The organism is Fortiea sp. LEGE XX443, from assembly GCF_015206815.1.
Classification (GTDB): Bacteria; Cyanobacteriota; Cyanobacteriia; order Cyanobacteriales; family Nostocaceae; genus Nostoc_B.
Map to the genome: position 1 here is coordinate 52,277 of NZ_JADEXZ010000024.1, position 19,846 is coordinate 72,122.

Consider the following 19,846-nt stretch of genomic DNA (forward strand, 5'->3'; position numbering starts at 1 on the left):
CTTCAACCTTAACTGAACCGTATTGCCTTAAAAAGGGGACTTTAATTCTATTTTTTACCTTTTCAAGGGGGTAGGGGGATAAACACTAAAAATTATGACGAACAACCTTAACAGTAGCGATTTCCATTTACCTTACAATCCAAACCTTGTTGAAAGAGCGAAAGAACTTCGCAAAAACATGACCCCAGCAGAAAAAAACTATGGTGTGAGTATTTGAGGGATTTTCAATTTCGGGTTTTAAGACAACGACCGATTCATCATTTTATAGTTGATTTCTACTGTCCCATTTTACAATTAGTGATTGAAATTGATGGGGATAGTCATTTTACAGATGAAGGTCAAGATTACGATATACAGAGAACCAGCATTTTAGAAGGCTATGGTTTAAAAATTATTAGGTTTACAAATAATCAAGTTTTAAATCAGTTTGATAGCGTGTGTGAGCAAATACAGGGATTGATACCCCTTCCTTAAAAAGAGGAAAAATTCTTCAAAGTCCCCCTTTTTAAGGGGAGCCACTGCGTTGCGGGGGTTCCCCCCGTTGTAGCAAGTGGCGTGGATTTAGGGGGATCTAAAGATGATGAGACAAATTTAGATCCTGAACAGCGATCGCATGGCCTAACTTTTATCTTCCCCAAACTCTATAGTGAAATTAAGGTGCGGAAGAAGTTAAACTTGAAACATAAAAACACAGATGACAAATGAGCATCTGTGTTTATCTATATATATCTGCATTCAATACTCCAATTAAGCGAGATTCAGCACTTTGCGTAACAGTGCTTGGTCTTCTATTTTGGCTTTGAGGCGACCATTTTCAACATCTCGAATCCAGCTTTGGCTTTTGCCGGTGAGTTTTGCTAATTCGCGTTGGGAGAGATTTAAATTTTTGCGGGCTTCTAAAATCTGTTCGCCAACTAAATCGCCTGTGATTCTGACTCGTCTTTTGTTTTTGATGGTTCGTCGTTGCTTTTTTTCGGAGTCAGAGATTTGTTGTTCCCATTCTGGGGGGAGTTCAAATGACAAAATCCGCGCGTTCATTAGCAGGTTCCACTTTCCACGGGGGCCGGAGTCTGTTAAACGCGTTTCGCCACCACCGTCGTTAATCCAAAATTCTAAGGCTTCGTCTGGATCTTCGGGAATCCCCATTAATTTCGCCCATAATGGTTGAATTTCTAGCGGGTAAGTTATGGGGTCAAACATGGGTTTAATTCCCAAATGATTTAGCTCTTCCAAATCATTTTCAAATGTCCGCAATAGTCGTTTGCGTTCTTCTCGCTGTCGGGAGGCTAGGGTGACTTTTTCTTCACCATAGGCGATGCGTAGCAGGGTAGGAACAGTGATGCGTTGTTCTTTACCCATCTTGGTTTTAAATAGCAACCACAGCATGAGTCTGACAGCGCCTTCGTGTTGTTGCCAAATACTCATTACGGTGGTTAAAAGTGTTTTCGGCAAGCTACCGTATTGATAGAAGGCAGTGCGTTCTTTACAGGCTTGTTTGTTTAAGAAATACTGCGCCCAAATTCCGGCTCTGACTTTAAAAGTTAGTCCAACTAGATATTTACATCCTATGTCGTCTTCTTGGAAGTGGTGCTGAACATGGACTAAGTGCCACAAACGAGACTTGGTGACAGAAAATCCTTTAACTCGGCCTTGTTGAGGCCAGTCGATGGAAATTAGCAACGAACAAGCTTGTTGGACAAGATTTTTCATTAAGGTGAGCTTGGCAGTTTTACTTAGGTCTTTGCGTTTTTCTAGCCCTAAGTATTTCTCTATTTGCCGTTCATCGATCGCAAATTCTTGCTCCCAAGGTTGTTCTAAGGTGGTGGCGTGGGCTGCTAATATCAGATGGATACAAGTGGCTCTGATATCTAATGCTTCAATAGCTTCTAAGTTGGTGATCAGATCACTGACATTGAAGGGGTCTTGGATGTGAAAAGCGATCGCACCTTTTCCTTGGCTAACTTGTCGGCTGTAACATAAATATCCGGCTGCGTCTGGTTCCCAATTTAAGGATGTGCGTTGAGCCAATACATTACACGCCTCCCAAATTGCGATCGCTGAAGCAAAGGGGTTATTCTTGCCATTAGAAAATAAGTCTAGGCTGGTAGCATCTCTCGGTTCAACTTTGCATCTCCCCTTTTTTGCCTGCCACGGTATGGGAGAATTTGTTGGGCAAGCTATTACACATTGCGGTTCAGGATAATAGCCCTCACAATTGTTACAAAGACATGGATCAATCCAATATTCATCATTTTCTAACTGAATCGCACCCGTAGGACATTGGGGACGGCAGTTATCACATCCAACGCAACTGTTGTTAGGAATTGTATAAGGCATAAAACTTCTTCCCACTTAATCGTTGAGATGTCTGGCTCAAGTCTCCCCTGGATGTGTCCTGTTTATTCATCACTCACTACCACATTATTTACCTAGCAAGAAGCAAATTTTCTTGCGTAATTATTACTCACATCCATATTTAGACTTCGCATCCAAGCGGAGGCTCTGTCAGGCTTTTAATCCGAACCGAATATTACTTCTTCATTAACTATACATTTCATAAATGTTTAGATGATTTTGTTCATCATGAGCCTAGGAAATTTTCTTAAGCTTTCATATTTTTTTAATTCTTAACTTTTACTCTTTGACCTCAAAAACTTAAACCAAGGAATTTTGCTGAATATTTATACATACAATAACTGGCAATATAGAGTTTATTAATAATTTTAATATTTACTATCAAGTGAACTGCTGTTATAACAGTTACATTTTCACTTGATGTGTTCTAATTCCTATCTTCTCTTAAAATTAGTGCATTTTTATTGCTAATTAACAATACTTGAGTAATACAAATACAAAATATAGTTATGTAACTAAATAACATATACTCTGTATACGCTATTACTGTATTTTTAAATCCGTTTTAAAATTGCGAAGTAATTTCATCATTAATATAGGTAGTAATTAACTTACCAGTAATTTATTTAGCTTGATAGGTATCATTCAGATCCCCGACTTCTTTAAGAAGTCGGGGATCTTGTTGTTCACGAATGATTTAACGCTGCCATTTTTATAAAAAATCTGGAAATTTTATTGCCAAAGAATTTCATTTAATTAATAAAACGGAAGTTAAAAACAGGATAAAAGTCATCAAATTTTAATTTGATCAAAATTAATCGTTTCACAACAAAACAAAACAATTAGATTAAGTTAGTATGAATTTAAGTACAAACAATTAGATAGGCAAAATTGCCGAAGGTTTATTCATGGCAACACTAACAGGATTGACATTTGGAGGTAAAACCTGGACACCTAAATTTGCCCAGGAGATTGACAAAGATAAATGTATCGGCTGTGGCAGATGTATGAAAGTATGTGGATATAGTGTGCTGGATTTAAAAGCACTCAATGAAGAGGGTGAATTTGTCGAAGATGATGAAGATGATGAAATCGAGCGCAAAGTCATGGTAGTTGCTCACTCCGAGAACTGCATTGGTTGCGAAGCTTGCTCCCGGATTTGTCCCAAAAATTGCTACACCCACGTCGCATTAAACAATTAAAGATTTGCCGATTATTCACAGTTGTTGTTTTAACAAAGGGATAGTCAGCAAGGTAACTAGAGGGAAATTTGATAAAATTACTAGAACTCAGCAAAAAGTTCATAGTAAACAAATGCGTAAATTCAAAATTGTTAATTATTAACTAAATCATACTTGCTGCTAATTTTGCTGTTCAATATGAGAACTAATAGCGTCCTCTAAAAACAACTAACTATTGTGAGAGTGGAAGGCAATTTTGTCATAGTAGCTGGAAATATTGTCAAGTTTTGGGGGAAGGATCTGAAGATATCTGGAAAATTCCCCCAATTTTTATCAGAAATAAGATAGAAAGTTAATAAGTAGAAGTCAAAAATCAAGAATTTGATTATAGGCTTTTGTGCTGTTTTAAATAGTGGATTTATTGGTGCTGTAATCTACTAAAAAATACTGAAGAATGAATGTAAAAGCCTGAAAAAAAGTTATTTCATACTTCATACTTCATACTTCACACTTCATACTTCCTAGTAAAATTTACAGAGCAGGAGCTTTTATGGAACAAATTCCTGTTTCACTATGGACGCTAGTTGCTGGCATAGTAGTGACAGCGTTTAGTGTTTGGATTGGTCACAACCATACACTATTACCAGTACAAGCATCGCAACAAGCACCTTTGGTAGACGGATTTTTCAACATCATGTTTACCATTGCGATCGCTTTATTTCTGATTGTAGAAGGAACTATTCTGTTTTTTCTGGTGAAGTTTCGTCGCCGTTGCGGTGATGACACTGATGGTGTACCAGTGGAAGGTAATGTTCCCTTAGAAATTTTTTGGACAGCTATCCCATCAGTGATTGTAATTGGTTTAGGCATCTATAGTGTAGATGTGTTTAACCAGATGGGCGGTTTTGAGCCAGGAAGTCATGCTCATTCGCCAGCGCATGTTGCTCACGCTTCGGGAAGTGCGATCGCGGCTACTCTCAACAATACCGCAGCACCGACAACAGCCCCCAGCATTGGCATTGGTGCGAGTAAGAACCAAAGCAAACCCGCTGACTTAGTAGTTAACGTCAGAGGAATGCAGTATGCTTGGATCTTTGAATATCCCAACAATGGCGTTACCACTGGAGAACTGCACGTTCCTATCGGTGCTGATGTGCAACTAAACCTGTCAGCACAGGATGTAATTCATTCCTTTTGGGTTCCCCAATTCCGGTTGAAGCAAGACGCATTACCCGGTATCGCCACTGAATTGCGATTCACCGCTACAAAGACAGGTACATATCCCGTTGTTTGTGCGGAACTTTGCGGTGGTTATCACGGTTCCATGCGATCGCAAGTCATTGTCCACACACCCGAAGAATACGATCGCTGGCTGACAGAAAGCCAAGTCGCTCAAAAGCAAGATTTACATCAAGCTGTCGCAGTGAACCCAGCTGAGTTATCTACCGCCGAGTTTCTTGCGCCTCATATCCACAATATGGGTGTGAGTGCTGCAACTATCGAGTCATTAGTCAATAGTCATGAGTAGCTGACAAATGACATAGGACAAATGACAAAGACACAGGACTAATTTATGACACAAGTAGAATTTCCCCGGAATACTCCACCATTACATCCCACAGCGTGGAAATGGTACGACTACTTTACCTTCAACGTAGATCATAAGGTAATTGGTATTCAATACCTAGTCACAGCATTTCTGTTTTATATCATCGGTGGATTGATGGCGATCGCCATTCGCGCCGAACTCGCCACACCAGATGCAGATTTACTCGACCCCAATCTGTATAACGCCTTCATGACCAATCACGGAACAATCATGATTTTCTTATGGATTGTTCCCAGTGCGATCGGGGGATTTGGTAACTATCTAGTACCGTTGATGGTTGGTGCTAGAGATATGGCCTTCCCCAAACTAAATGCAGTCGCTTTTTGGTTAAACCCACCAGCCGGATTACTACTACTCGGAAGTTTCTTCTTCGGTGGTTCCCAATCTGGTTGGACAGCTTACCCACCTCTAAGTTTAGTGACAGCGCCAATTGCTCAATCCATGTGGATTTTGGCGATCGTCTTAGTAGGAACCTCCTCAATTTTGGGTTCGCTGAACTTTGTGATCACCATCTTGATGATGAAAGTCCCCAGCATGAAATGGGATCAACTACCCTTATTCTGTTGGGCAATTTTAGCCACTTCCGTACTAGCACTCCTCTCTACACCTGTGTTAGCTGCGGGTTTAGTGCTGCTATTATTTGACCTCAATTTCGGCACATCCTTCTTTAAACCAGATGCAGGTGGTAACGTTGTCATCTACCAACACTTATTCTGGTTCTATTCTCACCCGGCAGTATACTTGATGATTCTGCCCATCTTCGGCATCATGTCCGAAGTCATCCCCGTCCATGCGCGTAAGCCCATTTTCGGATATAAAGCGATCGCTTATTCTAGTGTGGCGATCTGCGTCGTTGGTTTATTCGTCTGGGTTCACCACATGTTCACCAGTGGTACACCCGGTTGGATGCGGATATTCTTCACTATCTCCACCCTCATCGTCGCCGTACCCACTGGCGTAAAAATCTTCGCCTGGGTTGCTACCCTTTGGGGTGGTAAGATTCGCTTCACCAGCGCCATGCTATTTGCGATCGGCTTGTTATCAATGTTTGTCATGGGTGGCTTAAGCGGCGTGACAATGGGGACAGCACCCTTTGATGTTCACGTCCACGATACATATTATGTAGTGGGACACTTCCACTACGTCTTATTTGGCGGTTCCGTGTTTGGTATCTACGCCGGTATTTATCACTGGTTCCCCAAAATAACCGGACACAAACTCAACGAAACTTGGGGACGCATTCACTTTGCTCTCACCTTCATCGGGACTAACCTCACATTTCTACCCATGCACGAATTGGGTTTACAAGGAATGCCTCGACGAGTAGCAATGTATGATCCACAATTCATTACCTTAAATCAAATTTGTACCATCGGCGCATTCGTCTTAGGGATATCAGTAATTCCCTTCGCCTTCAACATGCTTTGGAGTTGGAGCAAAGGAGAAGTAGCGGGTGATAATCCTTGGCGTGCTTTGTCCTTAGAATGGACAACCAGTTCACCACCATTAGTTGAAAACTGGGAAGTCTTACCAGTAGTCACCCACGGCCCTTACGACTACGGTCATAGTGTAGAAGTAGCACCAACAGCTACACCAGAAGTGAGTGCATAGTTATTAAATATCTCCTCACCCTTCTTCACTACGGAGTACACATCAATTTTTTCATTAACAATGTTATTGCATCGCTCTGCATTGTGAATGCAACACCTCACACTGTGAATGTATTGCCTCACAATGTGAATGCAACACTTCACATTGTGAATGTATCGCCTCACATTATTGATGTAACGCTCCGCGCACTTCCGCGTTCAATACTTTTCGGATAAAGGTTTGGTCATCCTAGATTCAGATCCCCCCGCCTGCGGCGACCCCCTTAAAAAGAGGATAAAAGAGAGTTATTAGCCCCCCCTTTTTAAGGGGGGTTGGGGGGATCTGAACAAGATGGAGATGTTAACCGAAATGTATTACCTCCGCGTTAAAAACACCTCTTCCCTCAAAATCAAGGAAGAGGTGAAAATTCCCCCTCCCCAAAAATTCAGCCAGTAAAAATATGACGATCGCCACCAGCGAACATCACACTGAAGAACATCATCCAGATTTACGAGTCTGGGGATTGTTAACATTCCTCATCTCTGAATCTCTCATGTTCGGAGGATTCTTTGCTACTTACTTATTTCTTCGCGGCGTAACAGATGTATGGCCACCAGAAGGAACAGAAGTAGAATTACTTGTCCCGACAATTAACACCATCATTCTAGTGTCTAGCAGTTTCGTCATTCACTTTGGTGACGTGGCGATTAAAAAGAATGATCTCCCAGGAATGCAAAAATGGTACAAAATCACCGCCATCATGGGAGCGTTTTTCTTGCTTGGTCAAGTTTATGAATACATGACCCTAGGATACGGCATGACTGCCAACATCTTTGCTAACTGCTTTTATCTCATGACAGGCTTCCACGGTTTGCACGTTTTCGTGGGACTGTTATTGATTTTAGGAGTGTTAAAGCGATCGCAGCGTCCCGGTCATTATTCTGCCACCAAACACACCGGCATCGAAATGGCAGAAATTTACTGGCACTTTGTAGATATCATTTGGATTGTTCTCTTCAGTTTGCTATACATTCTCACTCAGTTTTAAAAGTTAGTAGGGTGTGTTACGGCACAAGATTATTGAAAGTAACAAAAATAATTATCTTTGCCGTAACGCACTCAAATAAATGGTGCATTACGCTTTTCATACTTCATACTTCATACTTTTTATGGTCGATACCAATAGATTTTCGTGGTTTCAAGTACCAGAAAATGTCAAAAAGTTACTCATATTAGCAGCTGATACTTGGAATAATCATTCAGAATCAGAGAGTTACATGAGACAAGCGATCGCTGCATCTGAAGATAACGTAGACATTTTAGTTTCAGCTTATAGATATTTTTACTACAAAAATAATTATTCTCTGGCTTTGCAAACAACATCGAAATTATTAGATAAAATTAAAAAAGCAGAAAATTTTCCTGAAAGTTGGGAGCAGCTAAAACCCATACTGATTAATCGGAAGGAAGAAAATCAAATCAGATTGTACTTAAATGCTTATGCTGCGACTGGTTTGGTTTTAGCTAAATTAGGAAAATTAGAACAAGCTAAAGAAATCAGCATCAGAGTTCAAGAAATTGACTCTAAAAATGATTATGGTGCTGGTATTCTCCTGGATATTTTGACACGTCCAGCCGAGGAAGATGATTAGAAAGTATGAAGTATGAAATTTTATCTTTCATATTTTGTTCTTTCGGTCAGTGATAAATGACAAACGTACTTATCAACACTCAACTGCCAAAATTTACAAGCCATGATGAAGAGTTTTTCTTTTTCTTTTGTTAGACCTCTTTCCACAGCAAATCTTCCCGAAAATCCTCTCCCCTCTACCATACCTTTATCGCCAGTCACCTATCCTGAGAATCTACCCTCTTATTATTCACCACCAGTATTTCTTATGCCTGGCACTTCTCGATATACATTGTAAAAACTATGCAAGGTAGGGATTGGCTAGTTACTAAAGACGGTCAGTATCAAACTTGTAAATCTGCCAGAGTTTGGGATTTATTACGAGATAATTATCGCCTCTATCGTTTTTTAACTGAGGTCGAAGATGTTCTCAATGGTGTTGAGGATGAATCTATCCGTCTACCAGAAATTCGGATGTTGGTGAGACGGTTGATTGTCAATTCCTACTGGGTACTCAGTCAACATTTAGAGCCTTGTTCTAAAACAGGAACTTCTGTTCTTCTGTTATACGATGAATTGGGTTTTCCTCTAACTGTCCAAACAGTAACTTTTGCACCAGGGACAATTTCTACCATTCACAATCATGGAACTTGGGGAGTTGTGGCGGTGTTAAAAGGTCAAGAAAAAAATACTTTTTGGCGGCGCAATGATGACTCAAAATCACCAGATAAAATTGCAGCCACGGGAGAAGTAATTTTGTGTCCAGGAGATATTATTAGCTTCACTCCCGATGCAATTCACAGCGTGCAAGCAGTAGGTGATGAACCGACTGTGACTTTCAATATTTATGGCGAAACTGATCCACAACAAAGATTTGAGTTTGATTTAGTTACCCATACTGCACGTAAGTTTTAATCAAAAAATAGAGGGGAATCTTTGCTGTGTAAGTCCTAAACCATTCAATGGATTGGGAGCAAGCACAATGGTAAGAGTAATTTTTTATGAAAAACCAGGCTGTAAAAATGGTACTAGGCAAAAAGTTTTGCTGACAGCTGCTGGTCATGAGGTGATTGCTTACAACTTATTAACAGAACCTTGGACAATGGAGCGTTTACGGTCATTTTTTGGCGATCGCTCCGTAGCTGAATGGTTTAATCGTGCTGCACCCAAGGTAAAATCTGGCGAGATTGTTCCTGAAAATGTTGATGCAGAAACAGCCTTGGTGTTGATGCTGCGAGATCCGTTATTAATTCGTCGTCCTCTAATTCAAGTAGGCGATCGCCGCGAAGTCGGTTTTGAAGTCGAAAAACTTGATGCTTGGATTGGCTTAAAGCCTGTAGACGAATCCTTCAAAGAAATGAGTGAAGACCTGATGAGTAAGGATTTGCAAGGCTGCGCTCACGGTGGTCATCACCATGAGCATGAACATGGCCACGGTAATTGCAAGCATTAAGTAAACTCACCTGCACAACTTCCTGTAAAATAACCCAACATAAGTAAAATTTTGTTGGGTTACAACTTGTAATTGAGTCACCTATCATGACAATAAAAGAACAACTGCTACAAGAAATTGAAAAAGTACCGGAACCTCTCTTACAAGAAGTGTTAGATTTTCTGCAATTTTTGCAGAATAAGCGCCAACAAGAGAAATTAGAAATAACCCTTTTAAGTGAATTTTTACTACAAAAAGATTGGCTGAAACCTGAAGAAGAGACAGCATGGCAGGATTTGTAAAAGGTGATGTTGTTATTATTACCATTGCGAAAAAGGAAATTTTGCTAAATTGCTGTTGAAATATTTGCGATCGCTAGAAACTTCTTCACCAATCCACTCTGGTAATTCAAATTGTTGTTGTTCATCACTCAGTTCAACTTCTGCCAATATCAATCCTTGATTAGCACCATTAAACTCATCAATTTCCCAAATCAAACCACCCCACTCTATCTTGTATCGCACTTTCTCAATTAATGGGCGATCGCACAATGTATCTAACATTTCTTGAGCATCTGCAACCGGAATTTCGTACTCAAACTCAGACCGAGAATAATTGACACTTGGCCCTTTAACTGTGAGATAACCTTGGTTGTTAGCAATGCGAACTCTGACTGTAACTGCATTTTGAGTAGCAATGTATCCTTGACGATACACACTACCTACACCCAGTTCTCTCCAACTATCTCCTTTAACTAAAAATTTTCGCTCTATCTCTTTTGCCATATTATGTCTTTAGTAATTCGTAATTAGTAATTGTGGCACATGGGTAAACAATATAAGATATATTTTGATGCTTGTTGTTTGAATCGTCCATTTGATGACCAGACACAATCCCGTATTTATTTAGAAACACAAGCTGTTATGACAATTCTAAGTCAATGTCAATCAGCGAATTGGATACTTATCAACAGCAGTGCTTTAATCGCTGAATTAAATCAAACATTGGATTTAGAAAGACTACAAAATGTCAAAAAACTACTCTCTATTGCTAAAATAAAAGTTATTTATAGTACCTTTATTGAAGAAAGATCAGGAGAACTTCAAAAACTGGGATTCTCTAGCTATGATGCCACCCACATTGCCAGCGCCGAAAGAAGTAACGCTGATATATTTCTCACGACAGATGACAGACTCTTCAAAAAAGCCCAAAAAGAATCTCCATTAATTAAAATTAAGATTAATAACCCTGTTCAATGGCTGGTAGAAGTAATACAAACAGAGGAAAGCAATGATGAAAACACAAAATGAAATTATCAAACAGGGCTATGATGCCTTAATGAATTCTCTGGGAGTTGCCGATACTATTCGATTTATTCAATATTTCAATCCCGGTAAAGGAGACTACACGAAAGAACGTCATCAATGGCTAGATACAAAAACTTTAGCTGATGTATTTACAGAGATGAAAGAATTAGAGGAAGATGATACTAATCAATATGATGAAATCATTGAGTAGAGACTTAGAGAATACTTGAAGATTGTTCAAAAAGTCTAGTTTTGGTTTTTCAAGACGTGCTGTAAACTGTTCAATAGGTCTTGAGCCGTAAAAGGTTTTGGTAAAACTAGCTGAACATTTGCATTGGCAATTTCTGCCAAACCTTCATGGGGGTTAAGCCCACTGCAAGCAATGATTTGCACTTGTGGATTCATTTTTTGCAGAGTGCGAATGGCAGTAATTCCATCCATTTCTGGCATCATCATATCCATCAACACGACTTTGATTTGCTGTTTGTACTGGGCGTAAAGTGCGATCGCTTCAATACCGTTACTAGCAGTCAAAATTTTGTAGTTGTAGTTTTCGAGGACGATGGTAGCAATTTCCAAAATTTGTGCCTCATCATCTACGACTAAAATCAATTCTCCCTCTCCTAAAGGTACTGCTAGGTTTTCGACTGTTAGTGCTTGGCTACTTTCTATGGCTGGTAAAAACAGCTTAAATTTGCTACCTTTGCCGACTTTGCTAGACACATTAATAAAACCACCATGACTTTTAATAATACCTAGCACCGTTGAAAGACCTAATCCTGTTCCTGTACTAATTTCTTTTGTCGTGAAAAATGGCTCAAAAATTTTCGCTAATATTTCTGGAGCCATCCCAATACCAGTATCCGCAATAGTGATCATGATATAATTTCCGACTTGAGCATCAAGATTCATCTTGGCGTAGGCTTCATCAATAGCTTTATTTTCAGCGGAGATTTTGATTGTACCGCCATCTGGCATAGCATCACGAGCATTAACTACCAAATTCATCAGCACTTGATGTAACTGGGTAATATCTCCAGAAATAGCCCACAGATTGTCGGGAATGGCGATCGCAAATTCGATAGATTTAGGAAATGTTTGTTTGGCCAGCAGGAGCATTTCTGAAATTAAGTGCTTAATCAGAATAATCGTGCGCTCTCCTTTAAACCCTCGCGCAAATGACAACACTTGTTTAACTAAATCTGCACCACGTTTAGCATTACTTTCGATAATCGCCATTAGCTGATAATAGCGCTCTTTGTTTTGCGGAAATCTCAGTTGTAATATTTGGGCTGCTGCTAAAATTGGTGTCAAAATGTTGTTCAAATCATGAGAAATACCACCCGCAAGAGTACCGAGGCTTTCTAATCTTTGGGTGCGGAAAAACTGTTCTTCTAATTGTTTCTTTTGGGTAATATCAGTGTCAACAATCAAGATAGATTTTGGTTGTCCTGTATCATCCCGCATGAGTGTCCAGCGACTTTCGACGATAATATTTTTGCCTGATTTGGTAACTTTATGTAATTCGCCGTGCCAAAAACCACTCTCAATTACTTGTTCTATAGCCAGTGAAATTGTTGGCGAAGGTTGTTTAAATAAAAATTCATCAGAATTATTACCCAAAATTTCCTGACTTAACCAACCATACAGACGTTCAGCACCTTGATTCCAGAAAAGAATTTGGTTTTGGAAGTTTCGCACTAAAATTGCGTCCGTGGCAATATTGAGTAAAGCGGCTTGTTCTAAAATTTTCTGTTCAGCTTGTTTGCGTTTGCAAATGTCTCTGGTTGTACCAATTAACCGAATTGGTTGACTGTTGTCGCTGTAGTAGACCTGACCTATGGAATTTAGCCAGTGGATGCTACCATCCGGCCAAACAGCGCGATATTCGATAATAAATTTAGTTCCTTGTTCAATAGTGCGAGTCACAGCCTGAGTAAAAGCTTCTCGGTCTTCAGGATGGATTAACAGCAGAAAGTCTTCAGGGGTAGGACACAAAGTACCGTTAGGTAAACCATACAGTAATCCCATATTGGCAGACCAAAGGGTTTCATTAGTCTGGAGATTCCAGTCCCAAATACCCATATGAGCAGCTTCTAGCGCTAAACTAAGTCTGGCTTCACTCTCGCGCCATGATTCTTCTGTGTGCTTGCGATCGGTGATATCTTCAGCAATTCCAGCATAGTAGCGAATATTTCCCTGTTCATCGCGGATTGCCAAGGTGCGATCCCAAATCCAACGCACCAATCCATCAGGGCGCAAAATGCGGTATTCGATATCGGTAGACTCTCCAGCTACACATTGTCTCACCATCTGATGGACGCGATCGCAATCGTCTGGATGTACAGCATTCATCCACGACAGTGGTTTTTCGTACAAACTTTCGCAAGAACGACCCCAAATTTTTTCATAAGCCGGATTAACGTATACAAATTTCCCTGTTTGGGGATCTTCCCACCAAATCAGCGATTGTATATTCTCCGCAAAATGACGAAATTTCGCCTCGCTTTCCTGCACTGCTGCTTCTTTTTCTGCTTGATAAAGCTGTTCTCTATTTTTCCAAGCTTCCTCAGCCTGTTGGTACTCAACAATTTTTTGTTGTAACAGTTCGTTTTCAGCCACTAGCTTTTCTAACTCACCATGAGTTTGGTGCAGTTTTTCTTCTATCATCTGAAGTTTTTTACGGGTTTGCTGAAGTTCTTGATGAGTTTGTCCGAACGTAGCTGATTTGGGTTCAATTCCTTTCTGGAGATGATTGTGAATGCGACAACTGATCCCATTAATTTTGCGGAAATTATTTTGTGGTTGCTGCAATGCTGTTTTGATACTAAGTATTATGTCGCGGTTAAAAGCTTGCAGTAAAACACTATCAGTGACAATTCCTGTTAATTGTCCTTGATTGTCCACAATGGGCAAATAGCTAATTTGATAGTGCCGCAACAGTAACCAAGCTGTGAATATATCTGTCGCATGACTTTGGCTGAGAGTAATTAATTCTGTGACCATCACCTCAGCCACTTTTGTTTGGCTGATATCTATCCTATCTGCAATGATATTTACTACATCTTTAGCGGTGATTATCCCTAATAAATATCCCGCTTCTACTACCAAAATGCAACTATTTTCCTGCTGATTACAGATGTTAACTTCTAACGATGTATTTAAGCTTGTCAGTAAACAATTTTGATTTTGTTTACGACTCATTAAGATAATCGCATCGACTACATAACTATCAGGGCTAATCGTTAAAGGATAACGATTAATCAGATGGTATAAAGTCGGCAAAGTAATTAGCTGATCTTGTAATCGCATAGTTAATTCGTCAATTAAATGTAGATTCTTGACGTGAGAACAAGGTAGCAAAAGTTAACTGTAGAAATTTGGCGTTAAATATCAGTAATTAAGATTAAATAGAGGATCAAGCAAATATACTCTCAAAAATAACAAGTTTCTTATTAAATGTAAAGTGTGCATAGCTTGGGGAATAAATGAATAGGTGCTTCAGCAGGATTTATCTAATTTTTTGGTAGTCAAACTCATTTTATTGTCAAAAGCAGAATAGAGGATCTGTTGAGTCAAAAAATAAATCTAATTGATTGTCGGCTTGATAGTGCTTCCGTAGCTCAAAAATGTAATTTTTTATTCTTTAGTTTACATAACCAAACTTAGTAAAAACGATAGTTCTACAATATTTTTTAAATTAAACATAAGTACTCAAGTTATAAAAGCTACATAATACAGTCTGGAATCAATCTATGGCAACTATTAAATATTTTTTAATGGCGATTTCTTTTTATGACTTACGTATTTGGCACAATAAATAAAGGTCAATCAATTTTGGATTTTAGATTTGCGTTAGCGACGCAGGAGCGTCTTTTAGATTGACAGGCTTAACTCTAAATCTGTGACATATAGGTAATTTCGATAACTTTTTCTAATTAAATTGCCAAGATGCCTAGAAGAAATAAGATTTAATCAACTTATTTCCCACTTTTTTCAAATATTCTCTTAGCAGTACATATCTTTATCCTGCATTCTTCAAAATAATGTTCAATAGTACTGCTAGGATTTAGCATAGTACGAGTGAACTATAACAGGTATGGAATGTCTGAGTTAATTCTGTTTTGGCATCGCCGTGATTTACGCATTTCTGATAACACCGGATTAACTGCGGCTAGAAATCAGAGTCCCAAAGTGGTGGGTGTATTTTGCCTCGATCGCCATATTCTCGAAGGTGATGATATTGCCCCTGTCAGAGTACAATACATGATTGGCTGCTTACAGGCATTACAGGAGCGATATGCCCAAATTGGTAGCCAACTTTTGATTCTTCATGCTGAACCCATCCAAGCAATTCCCGCTTTGGCTGTAGCGTTGAATGCCAAAGCCGTATTTTGGAATTGGGATGTGGAACCCTATTCCCAAGTCCGCGATCGCACTATAATTGATGCACTCCAAGAAAATGGCATTGAATTCCTCAACGAAAATTGGGATCAAATCCTCCACTCTCCAGGAGAAATTTTCTCAGGGAATAACACCCCTTACACGGTTTATACTCCCTTTTGGAAAAATTGGAGCAGCAAACCAAAAGCGCAACCAGTGGAAACCTTACAAACTGCGGAAGGATTAACACCAGCCGAACAAGAAATTGCCAAAGATGCAGGCGCGATCGCATTACCCACCGCCAAAGATTTAGGATTTATTTGGGATGGTGGCTTAATTCTCCTACCAGGAGAAGCAGCTGCCCAAGCAAGATTAGCAGAATTTACTGCTAAAGCCATTACCGAATACCAAGAACAGCGCAACTTCCCCGCAATAGACGGCACATCACAACTGAGTGCCGCTTTAAAATTTGGCGTAATTGGTATTCGCACCGTTTGGCAAGCCACAACAGAAGCGCAAGAAAATAGCCGCAGTGAAGAAGCCGCAGCCGGTATCCGCACCTGGCAACAAGAACTAGCTTGGCGAGAATTTTATCAACACGCCATGTATAATTTCCCCGAATTGGCGGAAGGTGCTTACCGCGATGCCTTCAAAAACTTCCCCTGGGAAACCAACGAAGCACATTTCCAAGCTTGGTGTGAAGGCAAAACAGGCTACCCCATAGTAGATGCAGCCATGCGCCAGCTAAATGAAAGCGGCTGGATGCACAACCGCTGTCGGATGATTGTTGCTAGTTTCCTAACCAAAGACTTGCTCATCAGTCCGCAAATGGGCGAAAAATATTTTATGCAAAAGCTCATTGACGGCGATTTATCTGCTAATAATGGTGGCTGGCAATGGAGTGCTTCTAGCGGTATGGACCCCAAACCCGTGCGGATTTTCAACCCTGCCAGTCAAGCACAGAAATTTGATTCAGATGGCGAATACATCCGCCAATGGTTGCCGGAATTGCGGTCTATCGATACTGAATATTTAGTTACTGGTAAAATTACACCTCTAGAACGTCGTGCTGTCGGCTACCCTGAAGCGATCGTGGATCATAAACAACAGCAACAGCAATTTAAATTGCGTTATCAACAACAGAAAGAATTAATTTAATGAAGAATTTAGAACCTCTGTTTCTTAAACTCGACTTTAACTATTTGAGCAAAAGTGGAGACAGAAACAGACAAAAACTTTCTACTTCATTTCAATATGTCTAAACATCATAATAGCGTCAGCCTACTTTCAGACTGACGCTATTTTTTTAAATAAATTCAGGGATAAAATACCAAACAAATCTTCCCTGAAGCTTACTATAAGTTAAACGCAGTTACATCTATTAAGCAGCACTACTACGAGTTAGCAAGTTCCACAAGAAAACAGCGACAATAGCACCCAGAACGGCCACTAAAATACCTGGGATACTAAGACTAGGAGCAGCTAGGGCAAAAGTTCCCGTACTGAAGAATACTCCTAGGCTACCACCAATAAATGCACCTATGATACCTAACAAAATTGTACCCAAAATGCCGCCGCCTTGATGACCTGGGTAGATAGCTTTAGCAATAGCACCAGCAATTAGACCTAAGATAATCCAAGCAAGAATGTTCATTTTTTTGTTTTCTTTTGCTTAATGTTCTCTCTAACAATTACAGATTAACAGGTTCAATATTTGCAGCTAATCTACCGTCAGAATTAATTATTTGCAGCCTGAAGAGGTATTAAAGGGCTACCAATTCTTTGGGAATATGCCGAAATCAAGATAGGTAAAAACTAAAAAAAAGCCCATAGTTGCTGTGAAACTATGGACTGATAAATTCATTGCTTGGTAATTGCAGTATATGTATTTCTAGTGAGTTCTATCCTCTACTAGAAGAATTAAGCTTAGGGGGTAACTGTGAACATTCTTAACAAGAAATTTAGGAATTTATTTCAACCTCTGGTAGAGTTCAACCATAGATTACGCACCTAGGATCAAAACAGTAAAAGCCAAGCACAATTTATTTGGATTTTAACTGACGACAAAATGGCTGAGGATAATTACGACCAAAAGTACACCGACCCGGAGTTACGCCGCCAACTCAAAGAAGAAATTCTCGAATCTGATAAAGGTGGTCAACCTGGCCAGTGGTCTGCACGCAAGAGTCAGCTGCTAGTCAAAGAATATGAAAAAAAAGGCGGTGGCTACAAAAAAGCAGACAAAGACGAAGCGGCACAATCATTAGAAAAATGGTCAGAACAAGACTGGCAAACTCAAGAAGGTGAAGACCGCGCCCGCGAAGATGGAGTGACTAAGCGCTATCTGCCAAAAGCAGTTTGGGATAAGTTGAGCGACGCAGAAAAGCAAGAAGCAGAGCAAAGTAAAGAAAAAGCTTCAAAAGAAGGTAAGCAGCAGGTTGAGTGGACTCCGGCTATTGAAAAGGCGATGGCGGAAGTTGAGCATGAATCTCACAAAGAAACGTCAAAGCAGGAGTTATATGAACAGGCAAAATCACTAAATATCAAAGGTCGTAGCAATATGACCAAAGATGAACTGATGAAAGCGATTGATGAAACAAAAAACTAGAGCGATCGCCTAAGATGATTACACAAAAGCTAAGGTATAGGGGTGGAAGTGTTCAAAAGCTTTACACCCCTATCCGTGTATACGTAACAGCCGTTTTTATCAAAATTTTGCGATTAAAATCTTAACCCAATACGGTTCACTTAAGAAAAAATCGAAACTTCCGCCTAAACAGATCAACCCTTCTGTAGAGGGTATGAGGGCGGCAGAATGCCCCCAATCGGGGGTATGGGGGAGAATCCCCCAATTCTTGGTTTTTCCGACACGATCAACTAGAAATCTGTTAACTGAACTGTATTGAGCCTTAACCTGCTAATTCCCGATACCTTTGTTGAACTTCTTCAATCTCAAACAGCGCTTTAAACTTTAAACCAACAGACTGGTACAGTTCTGCACCTCCTTGCTTGCGGTCTACTAGTGCAATTATTTCTTCGACGACATAACCTGCTTCTTGAAGACGGTTCACCGCTTTTAATGCAGATTGTCCAGTAGTCACGACATCTTCCAAAACTACGATTTTTGCACCTTCTGGCAAAGTTGGGCCTTCAATATAAGCTTTCGTTCCGTAACCTTTGGCTTCTTTGCGAATAATTAGTGCGGGTATTGGTCTATTTTCATAAACAGAAACCACGCTTACTGCTGTCACAATGGGGTCTGCCCCTAATGTTAAACCTGCTACAGCTTGAGTATCCGCAGGTAGTAGGGGAAATATTAAGCGTCCAACAGCTAAAGCACCTTGGGGGTGGAGTGTTACCTGTGTTTTATTAATGTAATAAGAACTACGCAGCCCTGAAGAAAGCACAAAATCACCTTCTTGATAGGCGAGTTGGCAAAACAAGTCTAATAGCTTATGGCGCAGAGTGGCTAAGTCAGGAGTGGCTGCCCAAATATCAGCCTGGGTAAGGGTTTCAGTAGAATACGTCATTACAAATGATTAGAAGTTATGCTACACCAAAGGTTGAACTCATCAGAGTTCTGAAATTAAGCATAAGTTAAGATTTGCTCAAAATTCAGGAGTTAAGGAAGTGGGTATAAAGTTTCAAGCCTTTGGTGGTCTTTTAGTGCTTTTAGCTACTGGTTTAATTTTTCCCTCCGTAGCATCTGCGGAGACAGAAACACCCAATTATGAGACAGCTAATGAAGCATTTGAGCGAGCTTATTTTCGTCACGATCGCAATTTTTACGAAAATAACACCCCTAAGCGTCAAATCCAAAATTTTCTCGGTAGTGGTTCCGGTTTTCGCAATTCTTTTCCAGAAAATGAAATTGCTCGTGATGCTGAGTTAATAAACACTCTCTATCGAGATGTGATGACTCAGCAAGTTGGTAATGACCCCTATCTTCGCACACCAGATTTACCTAATCCTTATGATACTTCCTTACTTGCATCTCCGCGCTTAAATACTAACAAGCTAAAAGTCGGTACAGAATTCCGCTTTTAAAGGAAAAAGTGCTGAGTGCTGAGTAATAACCAACTAAGAATTAGGTTAGCTTTTAAATACCACTAGAGTGAAATTTAAAAGGTATGTGACTCAGCACTTTTAACTCAGGGACTTCCAGAGAATAAAGTATACAACTTATGAAAATGATAATCATTCTGGTGGCGGGAAGGGAAAGGTTGCCGTTAGCAACCTTTCCCTTCCCTTTTTGTAGTAAATTCAATGATGATTCGATTTTGGATGTGCATAGGTGTCAATGGAATTAACAGATTCACTAAAGCATTTGTTGAAGGAAACTGCACAGCAATTAAAAGG

General features: G+C 39.9%; 20 protein-coding genes and 1 pseudogene. 15 read left to right on the plus strand and 6 right to left on the minus strand.

Annotated features, from left to right (window positions below):
• The first annotated feature begins 94 nt into the window (after positions 1-94).
• Together IQ259_RS11665 and IQ259_RS11670 are read left to right on the plus strand one after the other, a co-directional pair.
• Positions 95-474 (plus strand): annotated as a pseudogene (locus IQ259_RS11665) (endonuclease domain-containing protein).
• Between the two features lie 81 nt (positions 475-555).
• The gene (locus IQ259_RS11670; RefSeq protein WP_193884806.1) at positions 556-705 is read left to right on the plus strand and encodes a hypothetical protein; all 150 of its coding nucleotides are present in this window, start codon (positions 556-558) and stop codon (positions 703-705) included.
• A 42-nt stretch (positions 706-747) separates the two neighbouring features.
• Here IQ259_RS11670 and IQ259_RS11675 read toward each other — a convergent pair whose 3' ends face one another.
• On the minus strand, positions 748-2,337 hold the full coding sequence (locus IQ259_RS11675; RefSeq protein ID WP_193884808.1) for a helix-turn-helix domain-containing protein: 1,590 nt from the start codon (positions 2,335-2,337) through the stop codon (positions 748-750).
• 926 nt (positions 2,338-3,263) lie between these two features.
• Between IQ259_RS11675 and fdxB the strand changes: the two genes are divergently transcribed.
• The 5 genes from fdxB (at position 3,264) to IQ259_RS11700 (ending at position 8,387) form a co-directional block, all read left to right on the plus strand.
• Positions 3,264-3,557 carry a ferredoxin III, nif-specific gene (gene fdxB / locus IQ259_RS11680; RefSeq protein WP_193884810.1) on the plus strand — a complete coding sequence of 98 codons (294 nt, stop codon included), beginning with the start codon at positions 3,264-3,266 and terminating at the stop codon, positions 3,555-3,557.
• Positions 3,558-4,086: 529 nt separating this feature from the next.
• On the plus strand, positions 4,087-5,064 hold the full coding sequence (locus tag IQ259_RS11685; RefSeq protein ID WP_193884811.1) for a cytochrome c oxidase subunit II: 978 nt from the start codon (positions 4,087-4,089) through the stop codon (positions 5,062-5,064).
• Between the two features lie 45 nt (positions 5,065-5,109).
• Positions 5,110-6,756, plus strand: a complete 1,647-nt coding sequence (gene ctaD, locus IQ259_RS11690; RefSeq protein ID WP_193884813.1) for a cytochrome c oxidase subunit I — start codon at positions 5,110-5,112, stop codon at positions 6,754-6,756.
• A gap of 439 nt (positions 6,757-7,195) precedes the next feature.
• On the plus strand, positions 7,196-7,783 hold the full coding sequence (locus IQ259_RS11695; RefSeq protein ID WP_193884815.1) for a heme-copper oxidase subunit III: 588 nt from the start codon (positions 7,196-7,198) through the stop codon (positions 7,781-7,783).
• Positions 7,784-7,904: 121 nt separating this feature from the next.
• On the plus strand, positions 7,905-8,387 hold the full coding sequence (locus tag IQ259_RS11700) for a hypothetical protein (RefSeq protein WP_193884817.1): 483 nt from the start codon (positions 7,905-7,907) through the stop codon (positions 8,385-8,387).
• A gap of 20 nt (positions 8,388-8,407) precedes the next feature.
• On the opposite strand, the gene IQ259_RS11705 is transcribed toward IQ259_RS11700, so the two are convergent.
• Positions 8,408-8,587, minus strand: coding sequence for a hypothetical protein (locus IQ259_RS11705; RefSeq protein WP_193884818.1), 180 nt, complete (start codon positions 8,585-8,587; stop codon positions 8,408-8,410).
• Positions 8,588-8,668: 81 nt separating this feature from the next.
• Here IQ259_RS11705 and IQ259_RS11710 point away from each other — a divergent pair, with 81 nt between their 5' ends.
• The 3 genes from IQ259_RS11710 to IQ259_RS11720 all read left to right on the plus strand — a co-directional run bounded on the left by IQ259_RS11710 (position 8,669) and on the right by IQ259_RS11720 (position 10,099).
• Entirely contained in the window at positions 8,669-9,280 is a 612-nt protein-coding gene (locus tag IQ259_RS11710) for a cupin domain-containing protein (RefSeq protein WP_193884820.1), read from the plus strand.
• 67 nt (positions 9,281-9,347) lie between these two features.
• Complete coding sequence (locus tag IQ259_RS11715) at positions 9,348-9,818, plus strand: ArsC/Spx/MgsR family protein (protein ID WP_193884822.1); 471 nt, start codon at positions 9,348-9,350, stop codon at positions 9,816-9,818.
• An 86-nt stretch (positions 9,819-9,904) separates the two neighbouring features.
• A complete protein-coding gene (locus IQ259_RS11720) occupies positions 9,905-10,099 on the plus strand; it encodes a DUF2281 domain-containing protein (protein WP_193884824.1) in 195 nt (64 codons plus the stop codon).
• A gap of 18 nt (positions 10,100-10,117) precedes the next feature.
• Here IQ259_RS11720 and IQ259_RS11725 read toward each other — a convergent pair whose 3' ends face one another.
• Entirely contained in the window at positions 10,118-10,582 is a 465-nt protein-coding gene (locus IQ259_RS11725; RefSeq protein WP_193884825.1) for a CYTH domain-containing protein, read from the minus strand.
• A 39-nt stretch (positions 10,583-10,621) separates the two neighbouring features.
• Between IQ259_RS11725 and IQ259_RS11730 the strand changes: the two genes are divergently transcribed.
• Together IQ259_RS11730 and IQ259_RS11735 are read left to right on the plus strand one after the other, a co-directional pair.
• A complete protein-coding gene (locus IQ259_RS11730; protein ID WP_193884827.1) occupies positions 10,622-11,107 on the plus strand; it encodes a PIN domain-containing protein in 486 nt (161 codons plus the stop codon).
• The gene (locus IQ259_RS11735; RefSeq protein WP_193884839.1) at positions 11,091-11,315 is read left to right on the plus strand and encodes a hypothetical protein; all 225 of its coding nucleotides are present in this window, start codon (positions 11,091-11,093) and stop codon (positions 11,313-11,315) included. Before IQ259_RS11730 ends, IQ259_RS11735 begins: the two co-directional genes overlap by 17 nt.
• Before the next feature lie 35 nt (positions 11,316-11,350).
• Here IQ259_RS11735 and IQ259_RS11740 read toward each other — a convergent pair whose 3' ends face one another.
• Positions 11,351-14,416 (minus strand): PAS domain-containing protein, encoded by a 3,066-nt coding sequence (locus IQ259_RS11740; protein ID WP_193884829.1) that lies wholly within the window; start codon positions 14,414-14,416, stop codon positions 11,351-11,353.
• A gap of 792 nt (positions 14,417-15,208) precedes the next feature.
• On the opposite strand from IQ259_RS11740, the gene IQ259_RS11745 reads away from it, so the two are divergent.
• Positions 15,209-16,645 carry an FAD-binding domain-containing protein gene (locus IQ259_RS11745; RefSeq protein WP_193884831.1) on the plus strand — a complete coding sequence of 479 codons (1,437 nt, stop codon included), beginning with the start codon at positions 15,209-15,211 and terminating at the stop codon, positions 16,643-16,645.
• A 223-nt stretch (positions 16,646-16,868) separates the two neighbouring features.
• Here the strand turns inward: IQ259_RS11745 and IQ259_RS11750 are convergent, their stop codons facing one another.
• The gene (locus IQ259_RS11750) at positions 16,869-17,141 is read right to left on the minus strand and encodes a GlsB/YeaQ/YmgE family stress response membrane protein (protein ID WP_193884833.1); all 273 of its coding nucleotides are present in this window, start codon (positions 17,139-17,141) and stop codon (positions 16,869-16,871) included.
• Positions 17,142-17,555: 414 nt separating this feature from the next.
• Between IQ259_RS11750 and IQ259_RS11755 the strand changes: the two genes are divergently transcribed.
• A complete protein-coding gene (locus IQ259_RS11755; protein ID WP_193884834.1) occupies positions 17,556-18,095 on the plus strand; it encodes a Rho termination factor N-terminal domain-containing protein in 540 nt (179 codons plus the stop codon).
• A gap of 301 nt (positions 18,096-18,396) precedes the next feature.
• Here IQ259_RS11755 and pyrE read toward each other — a convergent pair whose 3' ends face one another.
• The gene (pyrE, locus tag IQ259_RS11760; RefSeq protein WP_193884835.1) at positions 18,397-19,017 is read right to left on the minus strand and encodes an orotate phosphoribosyltransferase; all 621 of its coding nucleotides are present in this window, start codon (positions 19,015-19,017) and stop codon (positions 18,397-18,399) included.
• Between the two features lie 100 nt (positions 19,018-19,117).
• On the opposite strand from pyrE, the gene IQ259_RS11765 reads away from it, so the two are divergent.
• Positions 19,118-19,534 (plus strand): hypothetical protein, encoded by a 417-nt coding sequence (locus IQ259_RS11765; protein ID WP_193884836.1) that lies wholly within the window; start codon positions 19,118-19,120, stop codon positions 19,532-19,534.
• Positions 19,535-19,846: the final 312 nt, after the last annotated feature.

Coding starts and splice junctions, on each gene's coding strand:
- IQ259_RS11675 (WP_193884808.1), bottom strand. CDS start 2,337: ATGCCTTATACAATTCCTAACAACAGTTGCGTTGGATGTGATAACTGC.
- fdxB (WP_193884810.1), top strand. CDS start 3,264: ATGGCAACACTAACAGGATTGACATTTGGAGGTAAAACCTGGACACCT.
- IQ259_RS11685 (WP_193884811.1), top strand. CDS start 4,087: ATGGAACAAATTCCTGTTTCACTATGGACGCTAGTTGCTGGCATAGTA.
- ctaD (WP_193884813.1), top strand. CDS start 5,110: ATGACACAAGTAGAATTTCCCCGGAATACTCCACCATTACATCCCACA.
- IQ259_RS11695 (WP_193884815.1), top strand. CDS start 7,196: ATGACGATCGCCACCAGCGAACATCACACTGAAGAACATCATCCAGAT.
- IQ259_RS11700 (WP_193884817.1), top strand. CDS start 7,905: ATGGTCGATACCAATAGATTTTCGTGGTTTCAAGTACCAGAAAATGTC.
- IQ259_RS11710 (WP_193884820.1), top strand. CDS start 8,669: ATGCAAGGTAGGGATTGGCTAGTTACTAAAGACGGTCAGTATCAAACT.
- IQ259_RS11715 (WP_193884822.1), top strand. CDS start 9,348: ATGGTAAGAGTAATTTTTTATGAAAAACCAGGCTGTAAAAATGGTACT.
- IQ259_RS11720 (WP_193884824.1), top strand. CDS start 9,905: ATGACAATAAAAGAACAACTGCTACAAGAAATTGAAAAAGTACCGGAA.
- IQ259_RS11725 (WP_193884825.1), bottom strand. CDS start 10,582: ATGGCAAAAGAGATAGAGCGAAAATTTTTAGTTAAAGGAGATAGTTGG.
- IQ259_RS11730 (WP_193884827.1), top strand. CDS start 10,622: ATGGGTAAACAATATAAGATATATTTTGATGCTTGTTGTTTGAATCGT.
- IQ259_RS11735 (WP_193884839.1), top strand. CDS start 11,091: ATGAAAACACAAAATGAAATTATCAAACAGGGCTATGATGCCTTAATG.
- IQ259_RS11740 (WP_193884829.1), bottom strand. CDS start 14,416: ATGCGATTACAAGATCAGCTAATTACTTTGCCGACTTTATACCATCTG.
- IQ259_RS11745 (WP_193884831.1), top strand. CDS start 15,209: ATGTCTGAGTTAATTCTGTTTTGGCATCGCCGTGATTTACGCATTTCT.
- IQ259_RS11750 (WP_193884833.1), bottom strand. CDS start 17,141: ATGAACATTCTTGCTTGGATTATCTTAGGTCTAATTGCTGGTGCTATT.
- IQ259_RS11755 (WP_193884834.1), top strand. CDS start 17,556: ATGGCTGAGGATAATTACGACCAAAAGTACACCGACCCGGAGTTACGC.
- pyrE (WP_193884835.1), bottom strand. CDS start 19,017: ATGACGTATTCTACTGAAACCCTTACCCAGGCTGATATTTGGGCAGCC.